17 protein-coding genes and 1 pseudogene are annotated in these 20656 nt (G+C 72.0%); 7 read left to right on the forward strand and 11 right to left on the reverse strand.

What is annotated here, in order from left to right; all coding sequences use genetic code 11:
* Window positions 1-486 precede the first annotated feature (486 nt).
* From FCH28_RS25960 to FCH28_RS25980, 5 genes are all read left to right on the forward strand, one after another.
* A complete protein-coding gene (locus FCH28_RS25960) occupies window positions 487-3744 on the forward strand; it encodes a sensor histidine kinase (protein ID WP_136742580.1) in 3258 nt (1085 codons plus the stop codon).
* Window positions 3741-4238, forward strand: coding sequence for a roadblock/LC7 domain-containing protein (locus tag FCH28_RS25965; RefSeq protein WP_136742581.1), 498 nt, complete (start codon window positions 3741-3743; stop codon window positions 4236-4238). The genes FCH28_RS25960 and FCH28_RS25965 overlap by 4 nt, the downstream gene beginning before the upstream one ends.
* Window positions 4235-4639: a DUF742 domain-containing protein gene (locus FCH28_RS25970; protein WP_136742582.1), complete on the forward strand. Its 405-nt coding sequence runs from the start codon at window positions 4235-4237 to the stop codon at window positions 4637-4639. The genes FCH28_RS25965 and FCH28_RS25970 overlap by 4 nt, the downstream gene beginning before the upstream one ends.
* Window positions 4640-4661: 22 nt before the next feature.
* A complete protein-coding gene (locus FCH28_RS25975; RefSeq protein WP_136742583.1) occupies window positions 4662-5294 on the forward strand; it encodes a GTP-binding protein in 633 nt (210 codons plus the stop codon).
* 103 nt (window positions 5295-5397) lie between these two features.
* Window positions 5398-6651 carry a styrene monooxygenase/indole monooxygenase family protein gene (locus FCH28_RS25980; protein WP_136742584.1) on the forward strand — a complete coding sequence of 418 codons (1254 nt, stop codon included), beginning with the start codon at window positions 5398-5400 and terminating at the stop codon, window positions 6649-6651.
* On the opposite strand, the gene FCH28_RS25985 is transcribed toward FCH28_RS25980, so the two are convergent.
* The 6 genes and pseudogenes from FCH28_RS25985 to FCH28_RS26010 form a co-directional block, all read right to left on the reverse strand.
* On the reverse strand, window positions 6641-8203 hold the full coding sequence (locus tag FCH28_RS25985) for an alpha/beta hydrolase (RefSeq protein WP_246103215.1): 1563 nt from the start codon (window positions 8201-8203) through the stop codon (window positions 6641-6643). The genes FCH28_RS25980 and FCH28_RS25985 overlap by 11 nt on opposite strands.
* Window positions 8204-8372: 169 nt before the next feature.
* Window positions 8373-10007 (reverse strand): C40 family peptidase, encoded by a 1635-nt coding sequence (locus FCH28_RS25990; protein WP_246103217.1) that lies wholly within the window; start codon window positions 10005-10007, stop codon window positions 8373-8375.
* A 135-nt stretch (window positions 10008-10142) separates the two neighbouring features.
* Window positions 10143-11159 (reverse strand): annotated as a pseudogene (locus tag FCH28_RS25995) (chitinase); the annotation flags it as partial.
* Between the two features lie 476 nt (window positions 11160-11635).
* On the reverse strand, window positions 11636-11929 hold the full coding sequence (locus tag FCH28_RS26000; RefSeq protein WP_136742586.1) for a hypothetical protein: 294 nt from the start codon (window positions 11927-11929) through the stop codon (window positions 11636-11638).
* Between the two features lie 84 nt (window positions 11930-12013).
* A complete protein-coding gene (locus FCH28_RS26005; RefSeq protein WP_136742853.1) occupies window positions 12014-12754 on the reverse strand; it encodes a TetR/AcrR family transcriptional regulator in 741 nt (246 codons plus the stop codon).
* 102 nt (window positions 12755-12856) lie between these two features.
* On the reverse strand, window positions 12857-13804 hold the full coding sequence (locus FCH28_RS26010) for an AurF N-oxygenase family protein (protein ID WP_136742587.1): 948 nt from the start codon (window positions 13802-13804) through the stop codon (window positions 12857-12859).
* Between the two features lie 172 nt (window positions 13805-13976).
* Here FCH28_RS26010 and FCH28_RS26015 point away from each other — a divergent pair, with 172 nt between their 5' ends.
* Window positions 13977-15089 (forward strand): ferritin-like domain-containing protein, encoded by a 1113-nt coding sequence (locus tag FCH28_RS26015; RefSeq protein ID WP_136742588.1) that lies wholly within the window; start codon window positions 13977-13979, stop codon window positions 15087-15089.
* A gap of 32 nt (window positions 15090-15121) precedes the next feature.
* Here the strand turns inward: FCH28_RS26015 and FCH28_RS26020 are convergent, their stop codons facing one another.
* The gene (locus FCH28_RS26020; RefSeq protein WP_136742589.1) at window positions 15122-15433 is read right to left on the reverse strand and encodes a hypothetical protein; all 312 of its coding nucleotides are present in this window, start codon (window positions 15431-15433) and stop codon (window positions 15122-15124) included.
* Window positions 15434-15497: 64 nt separating this feature from the next.
* Between FCH28_RS26020 and FCH28_RS26025 the strand changes: the two genes are divergently transcribed.
* Window positions 15498-16400 carry an ADP-ribosylglycohydrolase family protein gene (locus FCH28_RS26025; RefSeq protein WP_187363925.1) on the forward strand — a complete coding sequence of 301 codons (903 nt, stop codon included), beginning with the start codon at window positions 15498-15500 and terminating at the stop codon, window positions 16398-16400.
* Between the two features lie 77 nt (window positions 16401-16477).
* On the opposite strand, the gene FCH28_RS26030 is transcribed toward FCH28_RS26025, so the two are convergent.
* The 4 genes from FCH28_RS26030 to FCH28_RS26045 form a co-directional block, all read right to left on the reverse strand.
* Window positions 16478-16948: an HD domain-containing protein gene (locus tag FCH28_RS26030; protein ID WP_136742591.1), complete on the reverse strand. Its 471-nt coding sequence runs from the start codon at window positions 16946-16948 to the stop codon at window positions 16478-16480.
* A gap of 46 nt (window positions 16949-16994) precedes the next feature.
* On the reverse strand, window positions 16995-18533 hold the full coding sequence (locus tag FCH28_RS26035) for a penicillin-binding transpeptidase domain-containing protein (protein ID WP_136742592.1): 1539 nt from the start codon (window positions 18531-18533) through the stop codon (window positions 16995-16997).
* Window positions 18530-19942, reverse strand: coding sequence for an FtsW/RodA/SpoVE family cell cycle protein (locus FCH28_RS26040; protein ID WP_136742593.1), 1413 nt, complete (start codon window positions 19940-19942; stop codon window positions 18530-18532). The genes FCH28_RS26035 and FCH28_RS26040 overlap by 4 nt, the downstream gene beginning before the upstream one ends.
* Window positions 19943-20111: 169 nt before the next feature.
* Window positions 20112-20462, reverse strand: coding sequence for an SH3 domain-containing protein (locus FCH28_RS26045; protein ID WP_136742594.1), 351 nt, complete (start codon window positions 20460-20462; stop codon window positions 20112-20114).
* Window positions 20463-20656: the final 194 nt, after the last annotated feature.

Raw genomic sequence — 20656 nt, forward strand, 5'->3', positions numbered from 1 at the left:
GGCCGTGCCGAGCGGGGTCGTTGGCGCACGGCCAGGTCGGCGGCGGTCGGAAAGCGCCGATGGACGGGTTCGGCTGGCTGCGGGCGCGCATCTTTCCAGGGCCGCGGCGGTTCTCCAAACGCGTCTCGCCGTGGCACGCCGTTGCGGCCCAGGTCGGCCGTGCGGGGGAGTTGATGGTCAAACTGCGATTGATGTTCACTCGTTCAGGTGGCCGGGCATCTGTTGCCGAGCCACTGCGCGGCGCCGGTGGAATGGTCGCTTCCCGGATCATTGGGGTGGGCCAGGACGTTCGTCGCGACGCGCAGAACCGGGCTGTTTCCCTTCGCGGATGTACTGCGGGCGGTCGGCGCGTGGCGCCGTCTTCTGGGGGGATGTCGGGCGACGTGCGGGCCTTCGCGCAAGTCCGCCCCGCGAGCGGAAGCGAGCCGGGTCCGCGACGCCAACACGGCGTGGGCAGGCGAGACAGGAATGCGAGCAGCGGTGCGGATGAAGCGGCTTCGGGGCGGCGCAGGGAAGCCGGGTTCACCGGCCGGTTCGGTCTCGGGACCGGGCACGACGGACGGCGGCGACGGCACGGGACGGCGTCCCGCGCGGGTACGCAACCGGCTGGTCGGGGCCGTGGCCGTGGTGGCCGTAGCCATCCTGGGCGCCGGCGCGCCCGCCATAGCCACCGCGGCCGACAACGCCCAGAACACCCAGCAGCTGGTCGACCTCGCCGAGCTGAACGCGCGCGCCATCGCGCTCGCGCACTCCCTCGCCGACGAGCGCGACGCCATGACCGCCTACGTCGCCGCCGGGCGCAGCGCCCGCGACGGCGACAAGGCCGCGCAGTCCCAGCGCGCCCGGGTGGACCGGCAGATCGGCGAGCTGCGCGCGGAGGCCGGCGACGCCTCAGGGGAGAGCGCGGTCTACGCCGAGGCCGCCAAGCTCCTCGCCGCGCTGCCGCAGACCCGTCACCAGGCGCTGTCCGGGCCCGGATCGGCCGAGGACACCTTCGACGCGTACACCCAGGTCGTCCAGGCGCTCGGCGCCATAAGCGACGACATCGCCCGCGGCCTGCCCGCCCGCGCGGACGCCGCGGACGCCGACACCCGCGCGCTGCCCGCCCTCGGCCGCGCCGCCGACCAGGCCGCCGGCACCCGAGGCCTGTTGCTCGCCGCGCTCAACGCGGGCGGCCCGCAGCCCCGGCTGGCCGCCGCCGCCCAGCTCGCGCATCTGCGGGAACAGGGCGCGCTGGGCGACTTCACCCAGTCGGCGAGCCAGGGCGCCAGGGACCGCTACGACCGCACCGTCAACGGCACCGACGTCACCATCGCCGAGCGCTATCTCACCCATCTCACCGACCAGCCCTTCCTGGACGCCGCCGATCTGCGGCTCAACCGCCAGCGGGTGCAGGCCACGCTCACCGCTCGCGTCGGCCTGATGCGCGGCGTCGAGTCGGCGATGGCCACCGCCGACATCGAGCGGCTGGCGGCCCTGCGCGACGACGATGTGACGCAGCTGGAGATCCGCATCGGCCTGGAGGGGCTCTGCCTGCTGCTGGCCGTCGGCGCCGGCGTCTGGGCCGCGCGTTCCCTGACCCAGCCGCTGGCCGCGCTGCGGATCGGCGCCAAGCGGGTGGCCGAGGACCCCGCGCACGAGGAGCCCATCGCCTACAAGGGCCGCAACGACGAGTTCGCCGCCGCCGTACGGTCCGTCAACGCGCTGCACGCCCAGGTCGGCGAGCTGGCGCGGCGCACCGCGGAACTGGAGGGCGAGCGCAAGCGGCTGGTCGGCGGCCGGCAGCGGCTGGTCGCCGAGCGCGAGGTCCTCCAGGAGCAGGGCGAGGAGCTCAGGGAAGAGGTCGCGGACCTCACCGAGCGGCTGGCGGCCCTGCGCGCCGGCGTGCACGGACGGTTCGTCAATCTGTCGCTGCGCACCCTGGGCCTGGTGGAGCGCCAGCTCGGCGTCATCGAGGCGCTGGAGGAGCAGGAGCACGACCCGGAGCGGCTGGAAACCCTCTTCAAGCTGGACCACTTCGCGGCGCGGATGCGCCGCAACAGCGAGAACCTCCTCGTCCTGGCGGGCGCGGAACACGCCACCTCGCATGTCGGGCCGGTACCGCTGCTGGACGTACTGCGCGCCTCGATCAGCGAGATAGAGCGCTACGAGCGGGTCCGCGTCCAGTCGCTGCCGCCGCACTCCCAGGTCGCCGGGTTCGCCGCGGACGACCTCAGCCATCTCGTCGCCGAACTGCTGGAGAACGCCACCGCGTTCTCGCCTCCGGACGCCCATGTCGAGGTCTCCGGCTGGCTGCTGGAGAGCGGCGAGGTCATGCTCTCCGTCCAGGACGAGGGCATAGGGATGACCCCGGACCGGCTGGCGGAGCTCAACGAGCGACTGTCGGACGCCGAGGCCGCCTCGTCCTCGGAGACCGTCGACGAGGCCCTGGGGCTCGGCCTGTACGTGGTCGTACGGCTGGCCGCCCGGCACGGCATCCGGGTCCAGCTGCGGGACCAGAAGCAGGGCGGTGTCACCGCCGTCGTCGTCCTCCCGCGCTCCATCCTGCCCACCCGCCCGGCACCGGCCGCCCACCCGGCGGCGTCCCCGGCGGACGCGGTCCCCGGCCAGAACCTGCCCGGCTCGGTCGCCGAGGCGAACTCCAACGCCCTGCTGACGCGGCGGTCGTGGGTGGACCGGGCGGCAGCGGCGGGAGCGGTGGCCGGCGTGGGGGTGCCGGCGGGGGACCGGGCGGCCGAGGCCACGGAGGCTGTCGAGACCACGGAGGCCGTCGAGGCCGTGGATGCCGTGGGTGCCGGCGAGGGGGGTGACGCCGGCGGGGGTGCCGATTCTGCTGGTGCTGCTGCTGGGGCTTCCGGGGCTTTCGGCGCTGCTGGTGCTGATGCGGCTGACGCCGGTGTGGTTGACGAGGCTGCCGGTGGTGAGAGTGCCGGTGACGCGCTGGTTGCCGGTGACGCCCCGGGTGCCGATGACGCGTCCGTGACCGACGAGGCCAGGGGCGGCGACGAGGCCCCGGAATCCGCGCCGCTCGACGCTGCCACGGCCGAGCCCGTCGACGAGGCTCCGCCCGCGCCCGCCCCCGCCCCCGCCATCGACCCGTTCGTCGCCGCCGCGGAGCGCGCGATCGACGCGGCAGGGCTCGGCGCCGCGCCCGAACCGAGCCCGTACGGCCCGGAGTCGCCCGGCCCGTACGCCGTCGGCGGCGGCGAGCACACCCGCCCCGAGGACGAGGAGGCCGTGGGCGACCACGGCAGCAGCGGGCAGGGCGCCGGCGACCCGTACGCCATCGGCCCGGACGAGCACGCCCGCCCCGAGATCGCCGGCCCCGAGAACGACGGCGCACCGGCCGATCGGCAGACGGCCGATCGGACGGCCGATCAGACGGACGACGCGCAGGCCGACGACGCGCAGGCCGTCGAGACCGCCGAGGCAGGAGAGACAGGAGAGGCCCAGCCCGCCGACGCCCCGTCCGCCGGGGAGCGGCGGACGACCGGCACCGGTCTGCCCAAGCGCACGCCCAAGATCGTGGCGCAGCAGCCGCCCGCCCCGCGCACGAGCGGCGGGGTCAACGCCGAGGCGCTGCGCCGCCGGCTCGGCGGATTCCAGCAGGGCGCGCGGGACGGCCGGCGCGAGGTCGAGGCCGAGATCGCAGAACGTACCGCGGAGCAGCACATCCCACAGGCCGACACCGACGGAGCGGGGGCCCCGGGAGATCGCCATGTTGTCGAGGAGGCACGCGATTGAAGGCGCAAGCGCCCACTGCTCACGGACAGGGACTGAGCAGTCAGGCACGGAATCTGCACTGGTTGCTGACCAACCTGGTCGACGAGGTGCCCGGCATCCGCTCGGTCGCGGTGGTCTCCTCCGACGGTCTGCTGCTGCTGTCCTCCGACCCCGACCGGGCGGACGAGACGGCGGCGAAGGCCGGCGGCACTGACGGGCCCAGAGGATCCAGCGCCGATCTCGCCACCATCATCTCCGGCCTTGGCAGCCTCACCAACGGCGCCGCGAAGCTCATGGACGGCGGGGGCGTCAAGCAGACGATGGTCGCGATGGAGGAGGGCAGCCTGTTCGTCATGTCGATCAGCGACGGCTCACTGCTCGGTGTGCACGCCGCCCCGGACTGCGACATGAGCGTCATCGCCTACCACATGGCGCTGTTCGTCGGCCGGGCCGGACACGTCCTGACCCCCGAACTCCGCACGGAACTCCGCAAGTCGATGGAGAGTGCCCAGTGACCCCGAAACTCCCCATACGCGGCGGCGGGGCGAGGAAACCCGCCCGCGTCCGCCCGTACTCGCTGACCGGCGGCCGCACCCGATTCGGCCATGTGCTGCTCGTCGAGTCGTTCGTCGCCGCACTGGACGCCCCCGACGACCGACTGGAGCTGGCCTCGACGGAAGGCCGCTGGGTCGAACGGGTCATGCCGGAGATGCGCGCGATCGTCGAACTGTGCCGCCGGATGCGTTCGGTCGCGGAGATCTCCGCACTGCTCAAAATGCCGCTGGGCGTGGTCCGCGTCCTGCTCAGCGATCTCGCCGACCAGGGAAAGATTCGTGTGTACGGCACCGGGCACGGTATCGGCCGGCCCGACCGCGCACTGCTGGAAAGGGTGCTGAGTGGACTTCACAGGCTCTGACACGAGAGCGGCCGGGCCGACGATGACCGCCGATCCCGTGCGAGAGGCCGACGCCCCGGCGCCGGACGCCGACGAGGGCCTGCAGAGCTGGCAGACGGACCGTACGCGGGCGCCGATCGCCACCAAGATCGTGGTGGCGGGCGGCTTCGGCGTCGGCAAGACCACCTTCGTCGGGTCGGTCTCGGAGATCACCCCGCTGCAGACCGAGGCGGTGATGACGCAGGCCAGCGAGGGCACCGACGATCTCTCCGCCACCCCGGAGAAGGCCACGACCACGGTCGCGCTGGACTTCGGGCGGATCACCCTCGACCAGGACCTGGTGCTCTATCTGTTCGGCACGCCCGGTCAGCAGCGCTTCTGGTTCATGTGGGACGACCTGGTGCGGGGCGCGATCGGCGCGGTCGTGATGGCCGACACCCGGCGGCTGGAGGACTGCTTCCCCGCACTGGACTACTTCGAGAGCTGCGGACTGCCGTACGTCGTCGCGGTCAACCACTTCGAGGGGACCGAGTCGTACGCCGTGGCCGACGTCCGCGACGCGCTGACCGTGCCGCCGCACGTGCCCGTCGTGATCATGGACGCACGCAAGCGGATCACGGTGACCGAGTCGCTGCTGGCGCTGGTCGCGCACGCCCTCGACACCTCGCCCGAATAACGCCCGCGCTCGCACGGCGCCCCCGCGCCCGCACCGGCCCCGCCCCCCACGCCCGCACCAGCCCCACCCCCCGTACGACAGCAGTGAGCAGAGAAGAGCCGCCATGCGGAAGATCCTGATCGTCGGAGCCGGCCAGTCCGGACTTCAGCTCGCCCTCGGTCTCCAGTCCCAGGGCTACGAGGTCACCCTCATGTCCAACCGCACCGCCGACGAGATCCGCTCCGGCCGGGTCATGTCGACGCAGTGCATGTTCGACACCGCCCTCCAGCACGAGCGCGACCTCCAGATCAACTTCTGGGAGAGCCAGGCCCCGCGCATCGAGGGCCTGGGCGTCTCGGTCGCCGCGCCCGGCAGCCACGCGGCGCCCGACGGCTCGGTCCGCGCCATCGACTGGGTCGCCAAGCTGGACGGCTACGCCCAGTCCGTCGACCAGCGGGTCAAGATGGCCGGCTGGATGGAGACCTTCGCACAGCGCGGCGGCCAGCTCGTCATCCACGGCGCCGCCGTCTCCGACCTGGACTTCTTCGCCAGCCGCTACGACCTGACGCTGGTCACGGCCGGCAAGGGCGAGCTGGTGTCCATGTTCGGCCGGGACGCCGCCCGTTCTCCCTACGACACCCCGCAGCGCTCGCTCGCCGTCGCCTACGTCCACGGACTGGGCCCGCGCCCCGAGCACCCCGATGTGGAGGCGGTGCGCTGCAACCTCGTGCCCGGCGTCGGCGAGCTGTTCGTCATGCCGACTCTCACCACCTCCGGCCGTGCCGACATCCTCTTCTGGGAGGGCATCCCCGGCGGCCCGCTGGACGTCTTCCAGGACATCAAGGACCCCAACGAGCACCTCGCCAAGACGCTGGAGCTCATGGAGACCTTCCTGCCGTGGGAGTACGCCCGTGCCACCAAGGTCGAGCTGACCGACGGCAACGGCACGCTGGCCGGCCGCTACGCCCCGACCGTCCGCAAGCCCATCGGCCGACTGCCGTCCGGCGGACTGGTCCTGGGTGTGGCGGACGTCGTCGTCGCCAACGACCCGATCACCGGCCAGGGCTCCAACTCCGCGTCCAAGTGCGCCGCCGCCTACCTCGCGTCCATCGTCGAGCACGGTGACAAGCCCTTCGACGGGGACTGGATGCAGGCCACCTTCGACCGCTACTGGGACACCGCCCAGCACGTCACCAAGTTCACCAACGCGATGCTGGCGCCGCCGCCCGAGCACGTCCTGAACATCATCGGCGCGGCCGGTCAGGTCCAGAGCATCGCCGACCGCTTCGCCAACGGCTTCGACGACCCGTCCGACCTCGACAACTTCTTCTACGACCCGGACAAGGCGAACGCCTACCTGGCCTCGGTCACCGGCTGACGCGGCCCCCGCTCCCGGCCCCGGCGGCCGCGCCCGACGCGCACACCGTGTCCCGGGCCGGGGGCGTCCCCCGCAGGAGGAAGGCGTCCACGGCGTTGTCCACACAGGCGTTGCCGTGCCGGTACAGGCCGTGGTCACCGCCGTCCGCCGTCACCAGACGCGAGCCGCGCAGCGCGCGATGGGCGGTTATCGCCCCCTCGTAGTAAGTGGCCGGATCATGGCGGGAGTTGAGCATGAGGGTCGTCGGCAGCCCCTTGCCCGTCACCCGGACTCGCGGGGCGTCGGAGGCGGGCCAGGCCGCGCAGGTCGCGGCGAACGCCAGCTCCCTGGCGCCCATCAGCGGATGGTCGGCGGTGTCCTTGGCGCTGCGGCGTATCCAGTGGTCCAGGTCGCGCGTCCAGGGAGTGTCGTTGCAGGTCACCGCAGAGAAGTCGGCGAGGAAGTCCGGCGAGAGGTAGTGGGTGAATCCGTCCTGGACGGCCCGCTTCTCCTGCGGCGACGCGGTGTCCCAGTGCTCCAGGACCGCGAGGCCCTGCGCGAGTGCGGGGAACGCCTTGGCGTCGTACATCGCCTGGATCGCGCCGCTGTCGAGCTGGTTGGGCCCCAGCACCGAGGTGCCGAACCGTATCGGGCGCTCGCGCAGCGCGGCGCGCCGTCGCTCCCACCTCGCCTGCACCTGGGCCGGGGTGCGCCCGTAGTGGTAGACCGCGTCGTTCTGGGCGAGCCAGGGCAGGAAGTCCTTCTCGAAGCGGCGCTGGAAGCTCATCGGCTGCCCCTCTTCGAAGGTCTGCCAGCTGCCGCCGAAGGCGATATTGCTGTCCAGGACGAAGCGGTCCACCCGCCGGGGGAACTCCGTCGCGTAGTAGGCGCCGAGCATCGTGGCGTAGGACGGGCCGTAGTAGGAGAGCTTCGGGGCGCCGAGCAGCGAGCGGTAGAGGTCCATGTCGCGGACCGCCTGGTCGGTGGTGAGGTACGGCAGCAGATCACCGCTCCGGGACGCGCAGTGGCGCGCCAGTTGGCGTGAGCGGTCCAGGACGCCCCGTATCGCCGCGGGGGAGCGGTCGCGGAAGTCATGGGCGAAGAAGTCCCGGAACTCGGCGTCGGTCACACATCGCAGAGGAGTGCTGCGTCCGACCCCTCGCTGGTCGAAGCCCACCACGTCGTACACGGCGGCCAGCTCCGGAGACCGCTCGGCGAACCCCTTGGGCCGGGTCAGCCCCGAGGCACCGGGGCCGCCCGCCGCCATCATCAACACCCCGCGCCGGCGCGCCGGATCCGTCGCCCGGTGCCGGGACACCTCCACGGTGAGGTCCTCGCCGGCATCCGGACGGTGCCAGTCGCGCGGCACGGTCATCGCCGCGCACTCCAGCGACGGTGCGTCGGCGCAGGCCCGCCACGCCAGCCGCTGGTCCGCGTAGCGCGCGGGCACCCCCGCCGTGCCGGCCCCGGCCGAGGCACCGGCCGTCGCCGGCAGGACAACCGCCGCGACCCCGGCCGCGACCGCCGCCGTGGCCACTCCCCACCCCGCGGTGACCGCCCGTCGTCGTCTCACCGAGGCATGTCTCATCAACCTGAACACCGTTCCTCCCCAAGGGACTTCCGCGCGGACATCCGCGTCCGCACATCAACGATGTTCCGCCGGCCACAGGCCTCGATCCACCATGCAGGCCACACTGTCGGGGTGGTGCAGGCACCACCCCGACACTGCGGAATTCCGCAGTTCAGATCCGCCAGACGGCCTCAAGCCGCCGCATCGGCCGCAGCGCCCGCTCCTCCGCGTCCCACTCGTCCCAGGGACTCCAGTCCTCCTCCGGACGCCAGGCTCCCTCCGGCCGCCTGTCCGGCCTCCTGTCTTCCTCCCTGCGCCGGTCTTCGTCCCGCCGCCTGTCGTCCTCCCGCCGCCTGTCTTCGTCCCTCCGGCGGGTCTCCTCCGTCCCCCCGGCTTCCCGCTCCCCGGTCCCCTTCGTCTCCTCGGTCCCCTCCGGCCCCGGCCCCGGGTCCGGCCGTACCGCCCCCAGCAGCGGATTCGACGCGATCGGCACGATCTCCACCCGTCCGCCCGGCTTGGGCGCCTGGACGACCTTGCCGCCGCCGACGTACATCGCCACATGCGTCGCCCCGCGGAAGTAGATGACCAGGTCGCTGGGGCGCAGCTCGTTCAGCCGCACATGCGGCAGCTCTTTCCACTGCTTCTGGCTGGTGCGCGGGATCCGCCGCCCGGCATGCGCCCACGCCTGTGAGGTCAGCCCCGAGCAGTCGAAGGAATCCGGTCCCGTCGCACCCCAGACATACGGCTTGCCGACCTGGTCGAGGGCGTACGCCAGCGCCCGCTCGCCGACCCGTGACGGCGCGCTCTCCTTGCCCTCCTGGTCCCTCCCGCCGACCGCGCCGGTCGCCAGCGCGGTGCGCTGCGCGCTGTCGATGCCCTGCGCCTCCAGCTGGCTGAGCTCGGTGAGCTGCTCCTCGGTGAGCGAGGCGAGCAGCTCCTCGACCGCCCTGAGCTTCTCCAGCACCGTGTCCCGCTGCTGTCTGCGCTGGTCGGTCAGGTGTCGCTGCTGGTCGAGCGAGGCACGGGCCTCCTTGGCCAGTGCGTTGGCCGTCTTCTCGGCGCCGGTGAGCCGGGCGACGGTGGCCGCCTGCTCGGCGGCCGCCTCCTGGAGGAAGTGCCCCGAGTCCATCGCCTGCTGGGGATCCTCGGCCATCAGGATGCGCAGATACGACGAGAGTCCGCCCGTGCTCGCGCCCTGGTACTGCAGGCGGGCCAGCCGCCCCGCGTCGGCCCGCGCCTCGGTCAGCTGCCTACGGGCCTTCGCCAGCCGGGTGTCGAGCGCCGTGAAATGCTGCTGTGCCTCGCCGAGGTCCTCCTGGGTGGCGTTGTACGCCTCGGTCGACTCCTCGGTCTTGCGGTAGAGGGACTGAAGCTGCCTGAGCAGCGCGCTCGGGGTGCGCTCCGTGGGGGAGAGCGGGGCGTCGGCATCCGCATCGGTATCGGCATCGGCATCGGGGCTCGTGCTCTCGCCTGTGTCCGTGGGTTCGCCGGTGCTTCCGCCGGCCATGGGGCCCCCGTCGGCGCCCTCGGTGACCCGTCCCAGCTCTCCCTCGCCCGTGTCCGACGAGCCGGTCTCCGGCACCGCCGTCCCCGACGGCCCCGGCTCCGCCATCCCCGTCCCCCCGGCCCCGGTCCCCCCTGCCCCGGCCCCCGCCGTCCCTGACGTCCCTGCCGTCCCGCCGCCCGCGGCCCCCATCGGCGACGGATCCGGGACCCCCTCGGCCAGCACCTGCGACGCGGGCAGGGCGACCGTCGCGGCGCCTACGAGCGCCAGCGCGCAGACCGACCTCAGCAATCGACCGGACACGAATCCACCTCCGACTCCCGCGGCACCATCCGAGCCGTCCGGATGGATCTGACGGTTCGGATGCTGCCACGGCAGTCATACATTTCCGGCTAATGGGTGGCGGTTCCGGCGCTTTATGACAATCAGACCACCCGATCAGCCGCCGAAGTAGGCGTCGAAGCTCTTCTGGAATTCCCAGTCGTTGTAGCGGTCCCAGTTGATCGACCAGGTCATCAGGCCGCGCAGCTCCGGCCAGCTGCCGTGCGGTCGGTAGCCGCCGCAATCCGCGTTCTTCGTCAGGCAGTTGAGCGCGTCGGCGACCTCGGCGGGCGGGGTGTGGCCGTTGCCCGCGCTGGTGGACGCGGGCAGGCCGATCGCGACCTGGGACGGCTTGAGCGCGGGGAAGACGTTGTCCTTGTTGCCGGCCACCGGGAAGCCGGCCAGCAGCATGTCCGTCATCGCGATGTGGAAGTCCGCGCCGCCCATCGTGTGGTACTGCTCGTCCAGGCCCATGATCGGGCCCGAGTTGTAGTCCTGGACGTGCAGCAGGGTGAGGTCGTCGCGCAGCGCGTGGATGACCGGGAGATAGGCGCCCGACCGGGGGTCCTGGCCGCCGAACGGGCCCGAGCCGTAGTACTGGTGGCCCAGTTGGACGAAGAAGGTCTCCGGTGCCATGGTCAGCGTGAACTTCTCGCCGTACTTGCCCTTGAGGGTCCGCACCGCCGAGATGAGGTTGACGATCGCCGGCGTGGTGGGGTTCCTGAAGTCGGTGTCGCCGTTGTCGAGGGCGAGGGAGTGGCCTTCGAAGTCGATGTCCAGGCCGTCCAGCCCGTAGCGGTCGATGATCCCGCCGACGGACTTCACGAAGGCGTCGCGGGCCGCGGTGGTGGTCAGCTGGACCTGGCCGTTCTGTCCGCCGATGGAGATCAGCACCTTCTTGCCGGCCGCCTGCTTGGCCTTGACCGCGGCCTTGAACTCGTCCTCGGTCTCCACTCCGGGGCACTCGGTCCGCGGACAGAGCGCGAAGCGGATGTCGCCCGAGGTGGTGGAGGTCGGCTCGCCGAAGGCCAGGTCGATGATGTCCCAGCTGTCGGGGACGTCGGCGAGCCGGGTGTAGCCGGAGCCGTTGGCGAAGCTGGTGTGGAGATAGCCGACGAGGGCGTGGGCGGGCAGGTCCGCGGCTCGTTGTCCGGTCGTCGGCGGGGTGTCCGCGGCGGGCCGTGCGGCGGCGCTGGCATCGGCGGCGCCGGTGGCGTGCGCGGTGCTGGTCTCGGCGGCGACCGCCAGTACGGCCATCGCGGTGACGGCGGCGAGTGCGGCCGGCACGGCCCTGGTGCGCAGGTGGAGGGTGCGCAGGGTGCGTCCCGCGACGGTTGCGGGGCGGCGGGGCCCCGGAAGCGCCGCCAGGTGGGGGCGGGGAGAGGCCGGCAGGCCGGGGCGGGGGATACGCAGGCGCATGGGGGCTGCTCCTTCGTCGACGGCGCCGGGGGTGCGCGGTCGAGGGTGGGGAGGGGGCCGCCCCTGCGGGATGGGGCCGGCCAGGGAGGCGCGGGGCGGCTCCCTGGCCAGGCAGCAAACAGGACTAGACCACTGCTGTCAATGGTCCGGACCAGGTTCGGTGAAGGTGCGGAGGTCTGCGCGGGCCGCGCTCAACGCGACTTCTTCCAGGGCCACTTGGGGCCGGCCTGCGACTTCCCCTCCGACGTCTTCCCCTGCGGCGCCTTCCCCTCCGGGGCGTACTCGTACTTCCACCCGCTCGGCAGCCCCAGGCGCCCCACCCGTGCCGGGACCCGCCGGTAGAGATGCAGCGTCGGCGGCCGCCCGTCGTCGTTCGGCACCGGGATCTCGTACGTCTTCGGCGGCTGGCCGGTAGCGCCGACCAGTACCGGCAGCACCCGGCCGTCCAGGGGCCCGCCGACGAAGGGGGTGTTCTCGCTTCTCACTCCCCAAGTGTCACACCCCTCGGTCGCCCGCGGGACCGCGGACCGCCGTACGGGCGCATCCCGTGGCGGCGGCGGAGCCGCAGGTCACAGCAGGTGTGCGGCGTCACTCACGACCGGCAGGATACGGCGCGCCAGATCGCCCACCGGGCCGTCGGCGGTCTCCAGCTCCAGGGCCGCCCGGGTCACCCGCGCGGTCTGCGGGTCCCGGGCCGCGGTCGCGGTCAGCAGGGCGACGAAGTGGTCGACCAGCCAGTCGCGCAGCTCGTCGAGCGCGGGCTGCTTGTCCTCGTCGAGCCAGATCAGCGAGGCGCCCTCGACGGCGGTGATCCACATGCGGACCGTCATGCGCAGCCGTACGCCCGGCTCGGGTTCCCCCATGTGCCGCAGGATCTGGTCGGCGGCGGTGCGCCGCACCTCGTCCACGATCGCCGACGTACGGGAGGTCTCCACGACGCTGCCGCCCTGGAGCAGTGCGCTGAACCCCGCGTCGTGCTCGTCGACGAACGCCAGATAGCGGTCCAGGGCACGGGACAGCCGCTGGGTCAGCGGGCCCGTCTCCGGTTCCGCGAAGCAGCCTTCCAACTTGTCGGCCGCGCTGCGCAGCGCTGCCTCGTACAACTGCTGCTTGCCGCCGGGGAAGTAGCGGTAGACGAGCGGGCGCGAGACCTCGGCCGCGGTCGCGACATCGTCCAGCGAGACGTCCTCGGGGGCACGCTGCGCGAACAGGTCCAGGGCGGCGGCGAGCAGTTGGCTGCGGCGCTGCTCGACGCCCATCCTGCGATAGGCGGGTCGGGGTACTGCTGGGGCGGTGCCGCTGCCGTTCATGAACAGCAGCGTAACCGCCCCGGATTCGGGTTCGTACATGTGCTCGTACGGCATGGCTGATACGTGCGAGTACGTGGCCGTATGGCCGCACCGGCGGCCCGGTCAGGCCAGCAGCCCGGAGCTCTTCCACAACCGGCGGCCCACGCCCCGCAGTACGCCGATCTCGTCCAGGAAGTCGGTCAGCCGCCGGGCGCCGGACTGCATGACCTCGCGGCGGTGGCCGCTGGCCCGCACCTGGGCGACGGCCTCGCGCCTGTCGAGGCCGACGTTGGCGTAGACGTCCGGGTTGACGAAGGCGATGGAGAAGACCCGGGCCGCCTCACCGGAGCTGATACGGGTCAACTCCCGCTCCCAGCGCGGCGCGGTGACCATCTGCCTGCGCAGTTCCTCGCGCGCGTACCGGACATGCCGGGCCTCCTCGACGACATGGATGCGGGTCACGCCGCGGACGATGGTCTGCACCCGCTCGTCCGGGAAGGTCAGCCGCTGCATCCAGTCCAGGATCTCCTCGCCGAGCAGGGTGCAGGCGAAGGAACCCGGGGTGGTGGAGACCGTCTTGAGGATCCGGGCGAGGTTGTGGTTGAGCCGGGAGACCGGGTACGTCGGTGCGCCGCCCTTGTGGATCATGCGCGCGAACATCTTGGAGTGCCGGCACTCGTCGGCTATCTCGGTGAGCGCGTAACGCACATGTGCGCTGGTCACCGGCTTGTCGTAGATATGGCGCACCAGGAGCTGCATCAGGATGATCTCGAACCAGATGCCCAGTGAGGCGAGGGAGGCGGCTTCGTGCCGTGAGAGGTCCTGCTGCTGCTCCAGGGACATCCGCTTCCACAGCGGGGTGTCGTAGAGCGAGACCAGCTCCGGCGGCCAGAACCACTTGCCCTCTTCGAGGGGCGCGTCCCAGTCGAGTTCGGTGTCGGGGTCGAAGGAGTGCTTGGCGGAGGAGTCGAGCAGTCGCTCGGCGACCTGTTCCCGGTCCTTGAGCAGCCCGAGGGCGTCCCGCAGGACTTCGGTATCCGTCACGGTCATTGCGGTGGGCGCGCTCGTCATGGCTGTGGCTACCTCGCTAGTGGGGTTACCCGCGGTCGCATCTTATGAGACTGCGTGTCAGCAAGGACGTCAATCCCTTCTGCGCGAGTTATTGACCCTTCAGTAAGAAACGTGTGAGCCTGCCAACCACCACCCGGGGCAAGGCGTTTGGCGACCCAAGGAGGCGGCGTCCGTGTCGACCCGAGATCTGTACGTCCAGGACCCAGGCGAGCCCCTGTGGAAGGTGCCCGCCTCCGGCGCGGCCCGTTTCAGCTGGGACTACGACGACGGACGGGACCGGCTGCTCGCCCTCTACCAGAAGGGCAAGGACAAGCAGTGGGACGCCACCCTGCGCATCGACTGGGACCTGGAGGTCGACCCCAAGGACCCGCTCGGGACCCCCGATGAGTCGATGTCCCTGTATGGCACCAAGTACTGGGACAAAATGACGGAGAAGGACCGCGGCGATCTGCGCCAGCACTACACGTCCTGGCAGTTCAGCCAGTTCCTGCACGGCGAACAGGGAGCGATGGTGTGCGCCGCGCGGATCGTGGAGTCCGTCCCGGACCTCGACGCCAAGTTCTACTCCGCCACCCAGACCATGGACGAGGCCCGGCACGCCGAGATCTACAGCCGCTTCCTCCAGGACAAGGTCGGGATGCTCTACCCGATAAACGACAACCTCCAGGCGCTGCTCGGCGACACCCTGAGGGACTCCCGCTGGGACATGCCGTATCTGGGCATGCAGGTGCTGATCGAGGGCCTCGCGCTGGCCGCCTTCGGCATGATCCGCGACACCACCACCAAGCCGCTGCCCAAGCAGATCCTGGCCTACGTCATGCAGGACGAGGCCCGCCATGTCGCCTTCGGGCGGATGGCGCTGCGCGACTACTACAAGCAGCTCACCGACGCCGAACTGCGCGAGCGCGAGGACTTCGTCATCGAGGGCTGCTACCTGATGCGCGACCGGCTTCGCGGCCTGGAGGTCCTGGAGAACTTCGGCATTCCACCGCAGGAGGCCGCCGAATTCACCGAGCGCTCCGAATTCCTGCATCTCTTCCGGAAACTGCTGTTCAGCCGGATCGTGCCGTGTGTGAAGGACATCGGCCTGTGGGGCGAGCGGTTGCAGCGCGCCTACGTCGACATGGGCGTCTTCGAGATGGGCGACGCCAACCTGGACCAGCTGATGGAGCAGGACGAGGAACTGGCCGAGAAGCTCGACGCGGAACGCTTCGCGGCCGAGGAGGAGGCCCGTACGGCGGAGGTCGCGGCGGCGATCGAGGAGGGGGCGGCGGAGGAGAGCTGACCGAGGGCGGTCCCCGCTCCCCGGCGCCACACTCAGTTCAGCTGCCGGAACAGCTCCCCGCACACCAGCCAGCAGGCCACCACGCCCGCCAGCGCCACACAGGCCCGGCGGAACTGGTCCCGCCAGTTCCGGACGATGACAAAGAGCCCCGCATACGTACCGAGCAGAGTCAGCACCGGGATCCACCACAGTCCCGGATTCCTTCGCACCGCAACCCAGAGGAAGACCCACGGGGCTCCCAGGCCGAGGACCGCCATTGCCCGCTGGTAGAAGCGGACCTTCCAGTCCGGAAGCCCGTCTCGCGGCAAAGGGTCTCCCATGTCGGGGAGTTCTGGCTGGGTCACGTCTCTCCTTGCTCGTTGCTCGCCGGCCCAGACGGGGAGGATCTTGCCATGGCAGGATCCCCGCATGGACGACCGAGCACGAGCCGCCGCATACGCAAGCCTCGAAGGGCTGGCATTCGGTGACGCCTTCGGGGAGCGCTTCTTCCGGCTGTTCCGCCCGGAGGCCGAGGCCCGGCAGCTGATTGCCGAGCGCCGTACACCGCCCGATCCGCACTGGCACTGGACCGACGACACCGCGATGGCGCTCGCCCTCCTGCGCGTACTCCGGAAGCACGGAGAGGTGGAACTCCAGCCGCTGGCAAGGGAGTTCGCGGAAACGTACAAGGCCGACCCGGGCCGCGGCTACGGCTCCGGCATGCACGCGCTGCTGCCCCGCGTCGCCGCGTCCCCCGACGAGTGGGCGGAACTGGCGTCCGCGCTCTTCGGCGGCGAGGGCAGCCTCGGCAACGGGGCGGCGATGAGGGTCGCGCCGCTCGGCGCCTGGTTCCACGACGACCTGGATCGCGTCGTGGAGCAGGCGGCGCGCTCGGCGCGGGTCACCCATGCCCACCCCGAGGGCATCGCGGGCGCGGTGGCGGTGGCCGTCGCGGCGGCGCTCTCGGCCCGTGGCCGTGCGCCGGAACTCACCGCGGTCGCCGCCCGCACCCCCGACGGCCCGGTACGCGAAGGCCTGCTGCGGGCCGCCGGGCTGCCCCCGGAAACCACCCCCGAACAGGCCGCCGAGATCCTCGGCAACGGCCGCCGAATCCGCGCCGACGACACCGTCCCGTTCGCCCTGTGGTGCGCCGCCCGGCATCCCGGCGATCTGGAGTCCGCCCTCTGGACGACCGCCGCGGGCCTGGGTGATGTGGACACCACCTGTGCGATCGCGGGCGGGGTGGTGGGAGCCCGTACGGGGGTGGAGGCTCTCCCGGCGGACTGGGCGCTGCGGCGGGAATCGCTGCCCGTGTGGATCGGCGAGCTCTAGCGCCTACCGCACGGGGCCGACCGCTCGGGGCCTACCGCACCGGCCCTGCCGCGCGCTGCCCGCGGGCGGAGCAGGAACTACCCGGCCAGCCCCAACAGCGCCCGCACCCGCGCGTACTTGGCCGTCAGCCGCTCCCGCGTCGGGGCGTCCAGGACGGCGAGCCGGGCCGGATCGGCGTTGTGCGCGAGGTCGGACTCCTTCACCAGCAGCGCGCCGGGCGTGGCCAGGATGCGGGCGGTGTACTCCTCGACCGGCTCGCCCGCGCGCTTGGTGACGGCGAGGATCATGTCCTTCGTCGCGGGGGTGAGCGCCGCGTCGGCCAGCCATGCGCGGCTCAGCGCGGCGTCCTCCACCGCGTCGTGCAGCCACGCCGCGGCGATCTGCTCGTCGCTGCCGCCTCGTTCGCGTACGCCCGCCGCGACCGCGGCCAGATGCTCGGCATACGGGCGGCCCGCCTTGTCCGTCTGACCCGAGTGCGCGCGCCGGGCCAGCGCTTCCACCTCGGCCAGGGAGAGCAGCGGGCGCGGGGGAGGAGTCGTGTCGGCCATGCGGTCATTGTGGCCGACGGGGGCCGGCGGGTAGGCGGCACGGGTCTCAGTCCAGCGCCGCCCGCATGACCGCGCGGGCGATCGGCGCCGCGCCGTCGCTGTCCGCGCGGACGGTGGCTGTGCCCTCTGGGTTCTCCGGCTCTTCCGGGTTCTCCGGGCCCTCTGTGTTCTCCGGGTTCTCCGGGTTCTCCGGGTTCGCCACGACGTTCTCCGGGTCCTCCACGACCACGGCCACCGCCACCGCGGGCTGCATGCGGTCCTTGGCCCGCGCCCAGGAGAGGAACCAGGCGTACGGGGTGCCCTCGTTGTGCGGGTCGTACGGGGCGGTGCCGCCCTTGCCGCCGACGGTGACGCCCTCGATGGCGGCCTGCCGTCCGCTGCCGTGCGCCACGACGTCGACCATCATCTCCTGGAGCCGCTGGGCGGTGGCCGGGCCCATCGCCTGCCGCGCGCGGCGGTGGCTGCTGCTGAAGACGGTGGTCCCGTCCGCGTCGGTCACCCGGTCGACGAGCCGTGGCGGGGTCAGCGTCCCGTCGTTGGCGACCGCCGCCGCGACCATCGCCATCTGGAGCGGGGTGGCGGTGGTGCGGTACCGCCCGATGGCGGACTGTGCGACCTGCGCCGGGGCCATCCGGGTGCCGAAGGTGCTGGGCACGACGGGGGAGGGGATGCGCAGGCCGCGGCCGTCGAAGCCGAAGCCCCGCGCCGCGTCGGCCATGCCGCGCGCCCCGATGCCGGCGCCCAGCCGTGCGAAGACGGTGTCGCAGGAGGCCAGGAAGGCGGCCCTGAGGGTGGCGTGCGCGCAGCCCGTCGACGGGTTGCCGAACCGGCCGCCGGCGCCGCCCGGCGGGTACGGATCGGGGGCGTCCGCAGGGGCGTCGATATCGGTGACCAGGCCGCTGTCCAGCGCGGCCGCCGCCGTGACGACCTCGAAGGCGGAGCCGGGCGGATAGGTCTGCCGGATCGCCCGGTTGAGCAACGGCCGGTCCGCGTCGTTGTTGAGCCGCAGCCAGGCCGCGCCGGCCGAAGGACCGTTGCCGGACAGCTCGCCCGGGTCGTACGAAGGGGTGCTGGCCAGCGCCAGGATCCGGCCGGTGCGCGGCTCGATCGCGACCACCGCGCCCTTGCGGGGGCCCAGCCCGTCGAACGCGGCGCGCTGGGTGTCGGGCCGGATGGTGGTGACGACATTGCCGCCCGGCCGGTGGGCGCGCGCCAGCTCGTCCCACCAGGCGAAGGTGGTGAGCCGCTCATCGGTGCCGGAGAGGATGCCGTCCTCGGCGCGCTCGATCTGGGAGGTGCCGAATTCCTGCGAGGAGTAGCCGGTGACCGGTGCGTACAGCGGTCCTTCGGTGTACGTCCGCTCGTAGCGCAGCCGGCCGCCGCTGTCCCGGGAGCCGGTGACCGGCCTGCCCGCCACCAGGACGGCGCCGCGCGGCTGCGCGTAACGGGCCATCACCGTACGGCGGTTGGCGGCGTTCCCGGTGTACTCGTCCGCCGCGAAGAGCTGCACCCGCGCGGCGTTGACCAGCAGCGCGACCAGTAGCAGGAGGGTGAAGGCGGCGGTGTGCCGGATGCAGCGGATCACCGGCCGGCCTCGGGGAGGACCGGGCCTGGCCGGCAGCCCGTGGCGGGCAGATCGCTCACCTCCGGCCGTGGCGCGTGCGCCCGGTCGCTGATCCGCAGCAGCAGCGCGATGATGATCCAGTTGGTGACGACGGACGACCCGCCCTGGGCGAGGAACGGCATCGCCATCCCGGTCAGCGGGATCAGCCCCATCACCCCGCCCGCGATGACGAAGACCTGGATGGCGGGCAGGGTGGCGAGGCCGACGGCGAGCAGGCTGCCGAACGGGTCGCCCAGGGCGAGCGCGGCGCGGTAGCCGCGGGCCACCAGCAGGGCGTAGAGCGTGAAGAGGGCGGTCAGTCCGGCCAGTCCCAGTTCCTCGCCGAAGGTCGCCAGGATGAAGTCGGACTTCATGGCGAAGCCGATCAGATACGAGTGGCCCTGGCCGAGCCCGGTGCCGAGCATCCCGCCGCCGGCGAAGGCGAACAGCGACTGGGCGAGCTGGCCGGGGCCCTCGCCCGCCGCGATGCCCGCGAACGGGTGCAGCCAGTCCTGGACCCGGCTGTGGACATGCGGCTCCAGCGTCCCGACGGCGGCCGCGCCGGCGCCCGCGAGCAGCAGGCCGACGGCGATCCAGCCGGTCCGCCCGGTGGCCACGTACAGCAGGACGACGAAGACCCCGAAGAAGAGCAGCGAGGTGCCCAGATCGCGTTCGAGGACCAGGACGGCGACGCTGAGCAGCCAGATCGCGACGATCGGGCCGAGCAGCCGGCCGGTGGGGAGTCGCAGCGGGCCCATCGTGCGCCCGGTGTGGGCCAGCGCGCCGCGGTTGGCGGCGAGATACGCCGCGAAGAAGACGGTGATGAGGATCTTCGCGAACTCGCCGGGCTGAATGGAGAATCCCGCGACCCGGATCCAGATCCTGGCGCCGTTGAGGGCGGGGAAGAGAATCGGCGCGGCCATCAGGAGCAGCGCCAGGGCCGCGCAGACGTAGGCGTACCGCTGGAGCATCCGGTGGTCGCGCAGCAGCACCACCACCGCGGTGAACAGTGCGACGCCGACCGTGGACCAGATCAGCTGGATGGGCGCGGCCAGGTCGCCGGGCGTTTCCAGATCGAGCCGGTAGATCAGCACCAGGCCGAGCCCGTTGAGGAGTACGGCGATGGGGAGCAGCAGCGGGTCGGCGTACGGGGCGCGGAACCGGATGGCGAGATGGGCCAGCAGCGCCAGGCCGCCGAGCCCGGCGCCATAGCCGGCTGCGCCGCCCGGGACGGCATGTGTCTTGGCCAGGCCCACGGCGAGATAGCCGCAGACGCTGATGAGGACGGCGGCCACCAGCAGGGCCAGTTCGATGCCGCGTCGTGGGGGACACGGTGGCGGCGGGGGAGTGTCCGCGGGGCGCGCGGGGGCCGCCGTTGCCGTTGCCGTCATGGCTGGAAACGTAGCAAGCGGCGGCCCATATTTCCGTTATGCCGGAAACGGCGTTCGGGGGGTGCCCTCCGCACACCGCGCCGTACGCCCCGGACGGCGCGAGGCCGGCGAGGCGTACGAGCGCGGAGAATCCCTCAACCGCCGGTGCCCGGAGCGGCACCGGCGGGGATCAGCACCAGTCCGGAGCCTCCCCGATGTTCATGATGTAGCGCGCGGACGACCAGGCGTAGGAGCCGTCCTTGAGCTTGTACCAGCGGGGGTTGCCCTTGATGTTCTCGCCGTTGACCTTGCATTTGATCTTTACGATCTTGCCGTACGGGTTGCTGCCGATCACCTTGTACTTGGTGCTCGGCCCGCTGCGCTTCAGCAGGCCCGTCTTGGCGATCACCTTGCCCTTGTAGGGCCTGCGGTGGTCCTCGCCGCTCCCGACCGCCATGGCCGGACCGGCAGCGACGGCAGAGGTCAGCGCGCCCGACAGGACGTAGAGCGCGAGCTTGCCGGACTTCGACTTCGGAAACATCTGGCTTCCTCCTGCGAAGGGGAGAATCCCTGTGGGATGAGTCAAGTGGGGGTGCCGGGAGTCGGGTGACGGACGGGGTGGGGGCTGCGCCGTAGGGACGCGAGAGCCGCGCCCCAGCCCGGCTGCCCGGCTGCGAGCACGGCTTTGTATCGCTTTGTTGCGGTATGTCCGCCTCGCTTGCCTCACGCTAAAGA

The organism is Streptomyces piniterrae (assembly GCF_005048155.1).
GTDB classification, from domain to species: Bacteria; Actinomycetota; Actinomycetes; order Streptomycetales; family Streptomycetaceae; genus Streptomyces; species Streptomyces piniterrae.

Coding starts and splice junctions, on each gene's coding strand:
- FCH28_RS25960 (WP_136742580.1), top strand. CDS start 487: ATGAAGCGGCTTCGGGGCGGCGCAGGGAAGCCGGGTTCACCGGCCGGT.
- FCH28_RS25975 (WP_136742583.1), top strand. CDS start 4,662: ATGACCGCCGATCCCGTGCGAGAGGCCGACGCCCCGGCGCCGGACGCC.
- FCH28_RS25980 (WP_136742584.1), top strand. CDS start 5,398: ATGCGGAAGATCCTGATCGTCGGAGCCGGCCAGTCCGGACTTCAGCTC.
- FCH28_RS26005 (WP_136742853.1), bottom strand. CDS start 12,754: ATGAACGGCAGCGGCACCGCCCCAGCAGTACCCCGACCCGCCTATCGC.
- FCH28_RS26010 (WP_136742587.1), bottom strand. CDS start 13,804: ATGACGAGCGCGCCCACCGCAATGACCGTGACGGATACCGAAGTCCTG.
- FCH28_RS26025 (WP_187363925.1), top strand. CDS start 15,498: ATGGACGACCGAGCACGAGCCGCCGCATACGCAAGCCTCGAAGGGCTG.
- FCH28_RS26030 (WP_136742591.1), bottom strand. CDS start 16,948: ATGGCCGACACGACTCCTCCCCCGCGCCCGCTGCTCTCCCTGGCCGAG.
- FCH28_RS26040 (WP_136742593.1), bottom strand. CDS start 19,942: ATGACGGCAACGGCAACGGCGGCCCCCGCGCGCCCCGCGGACACTCCC.
- FCH28_RS26045 (WP_136742594.1), bottom strand. CDS start 20,462: ATGTTTCCGAAGTCGAAGTCCGGCAAGCTCGCGCTCTACGTCCTGTCG.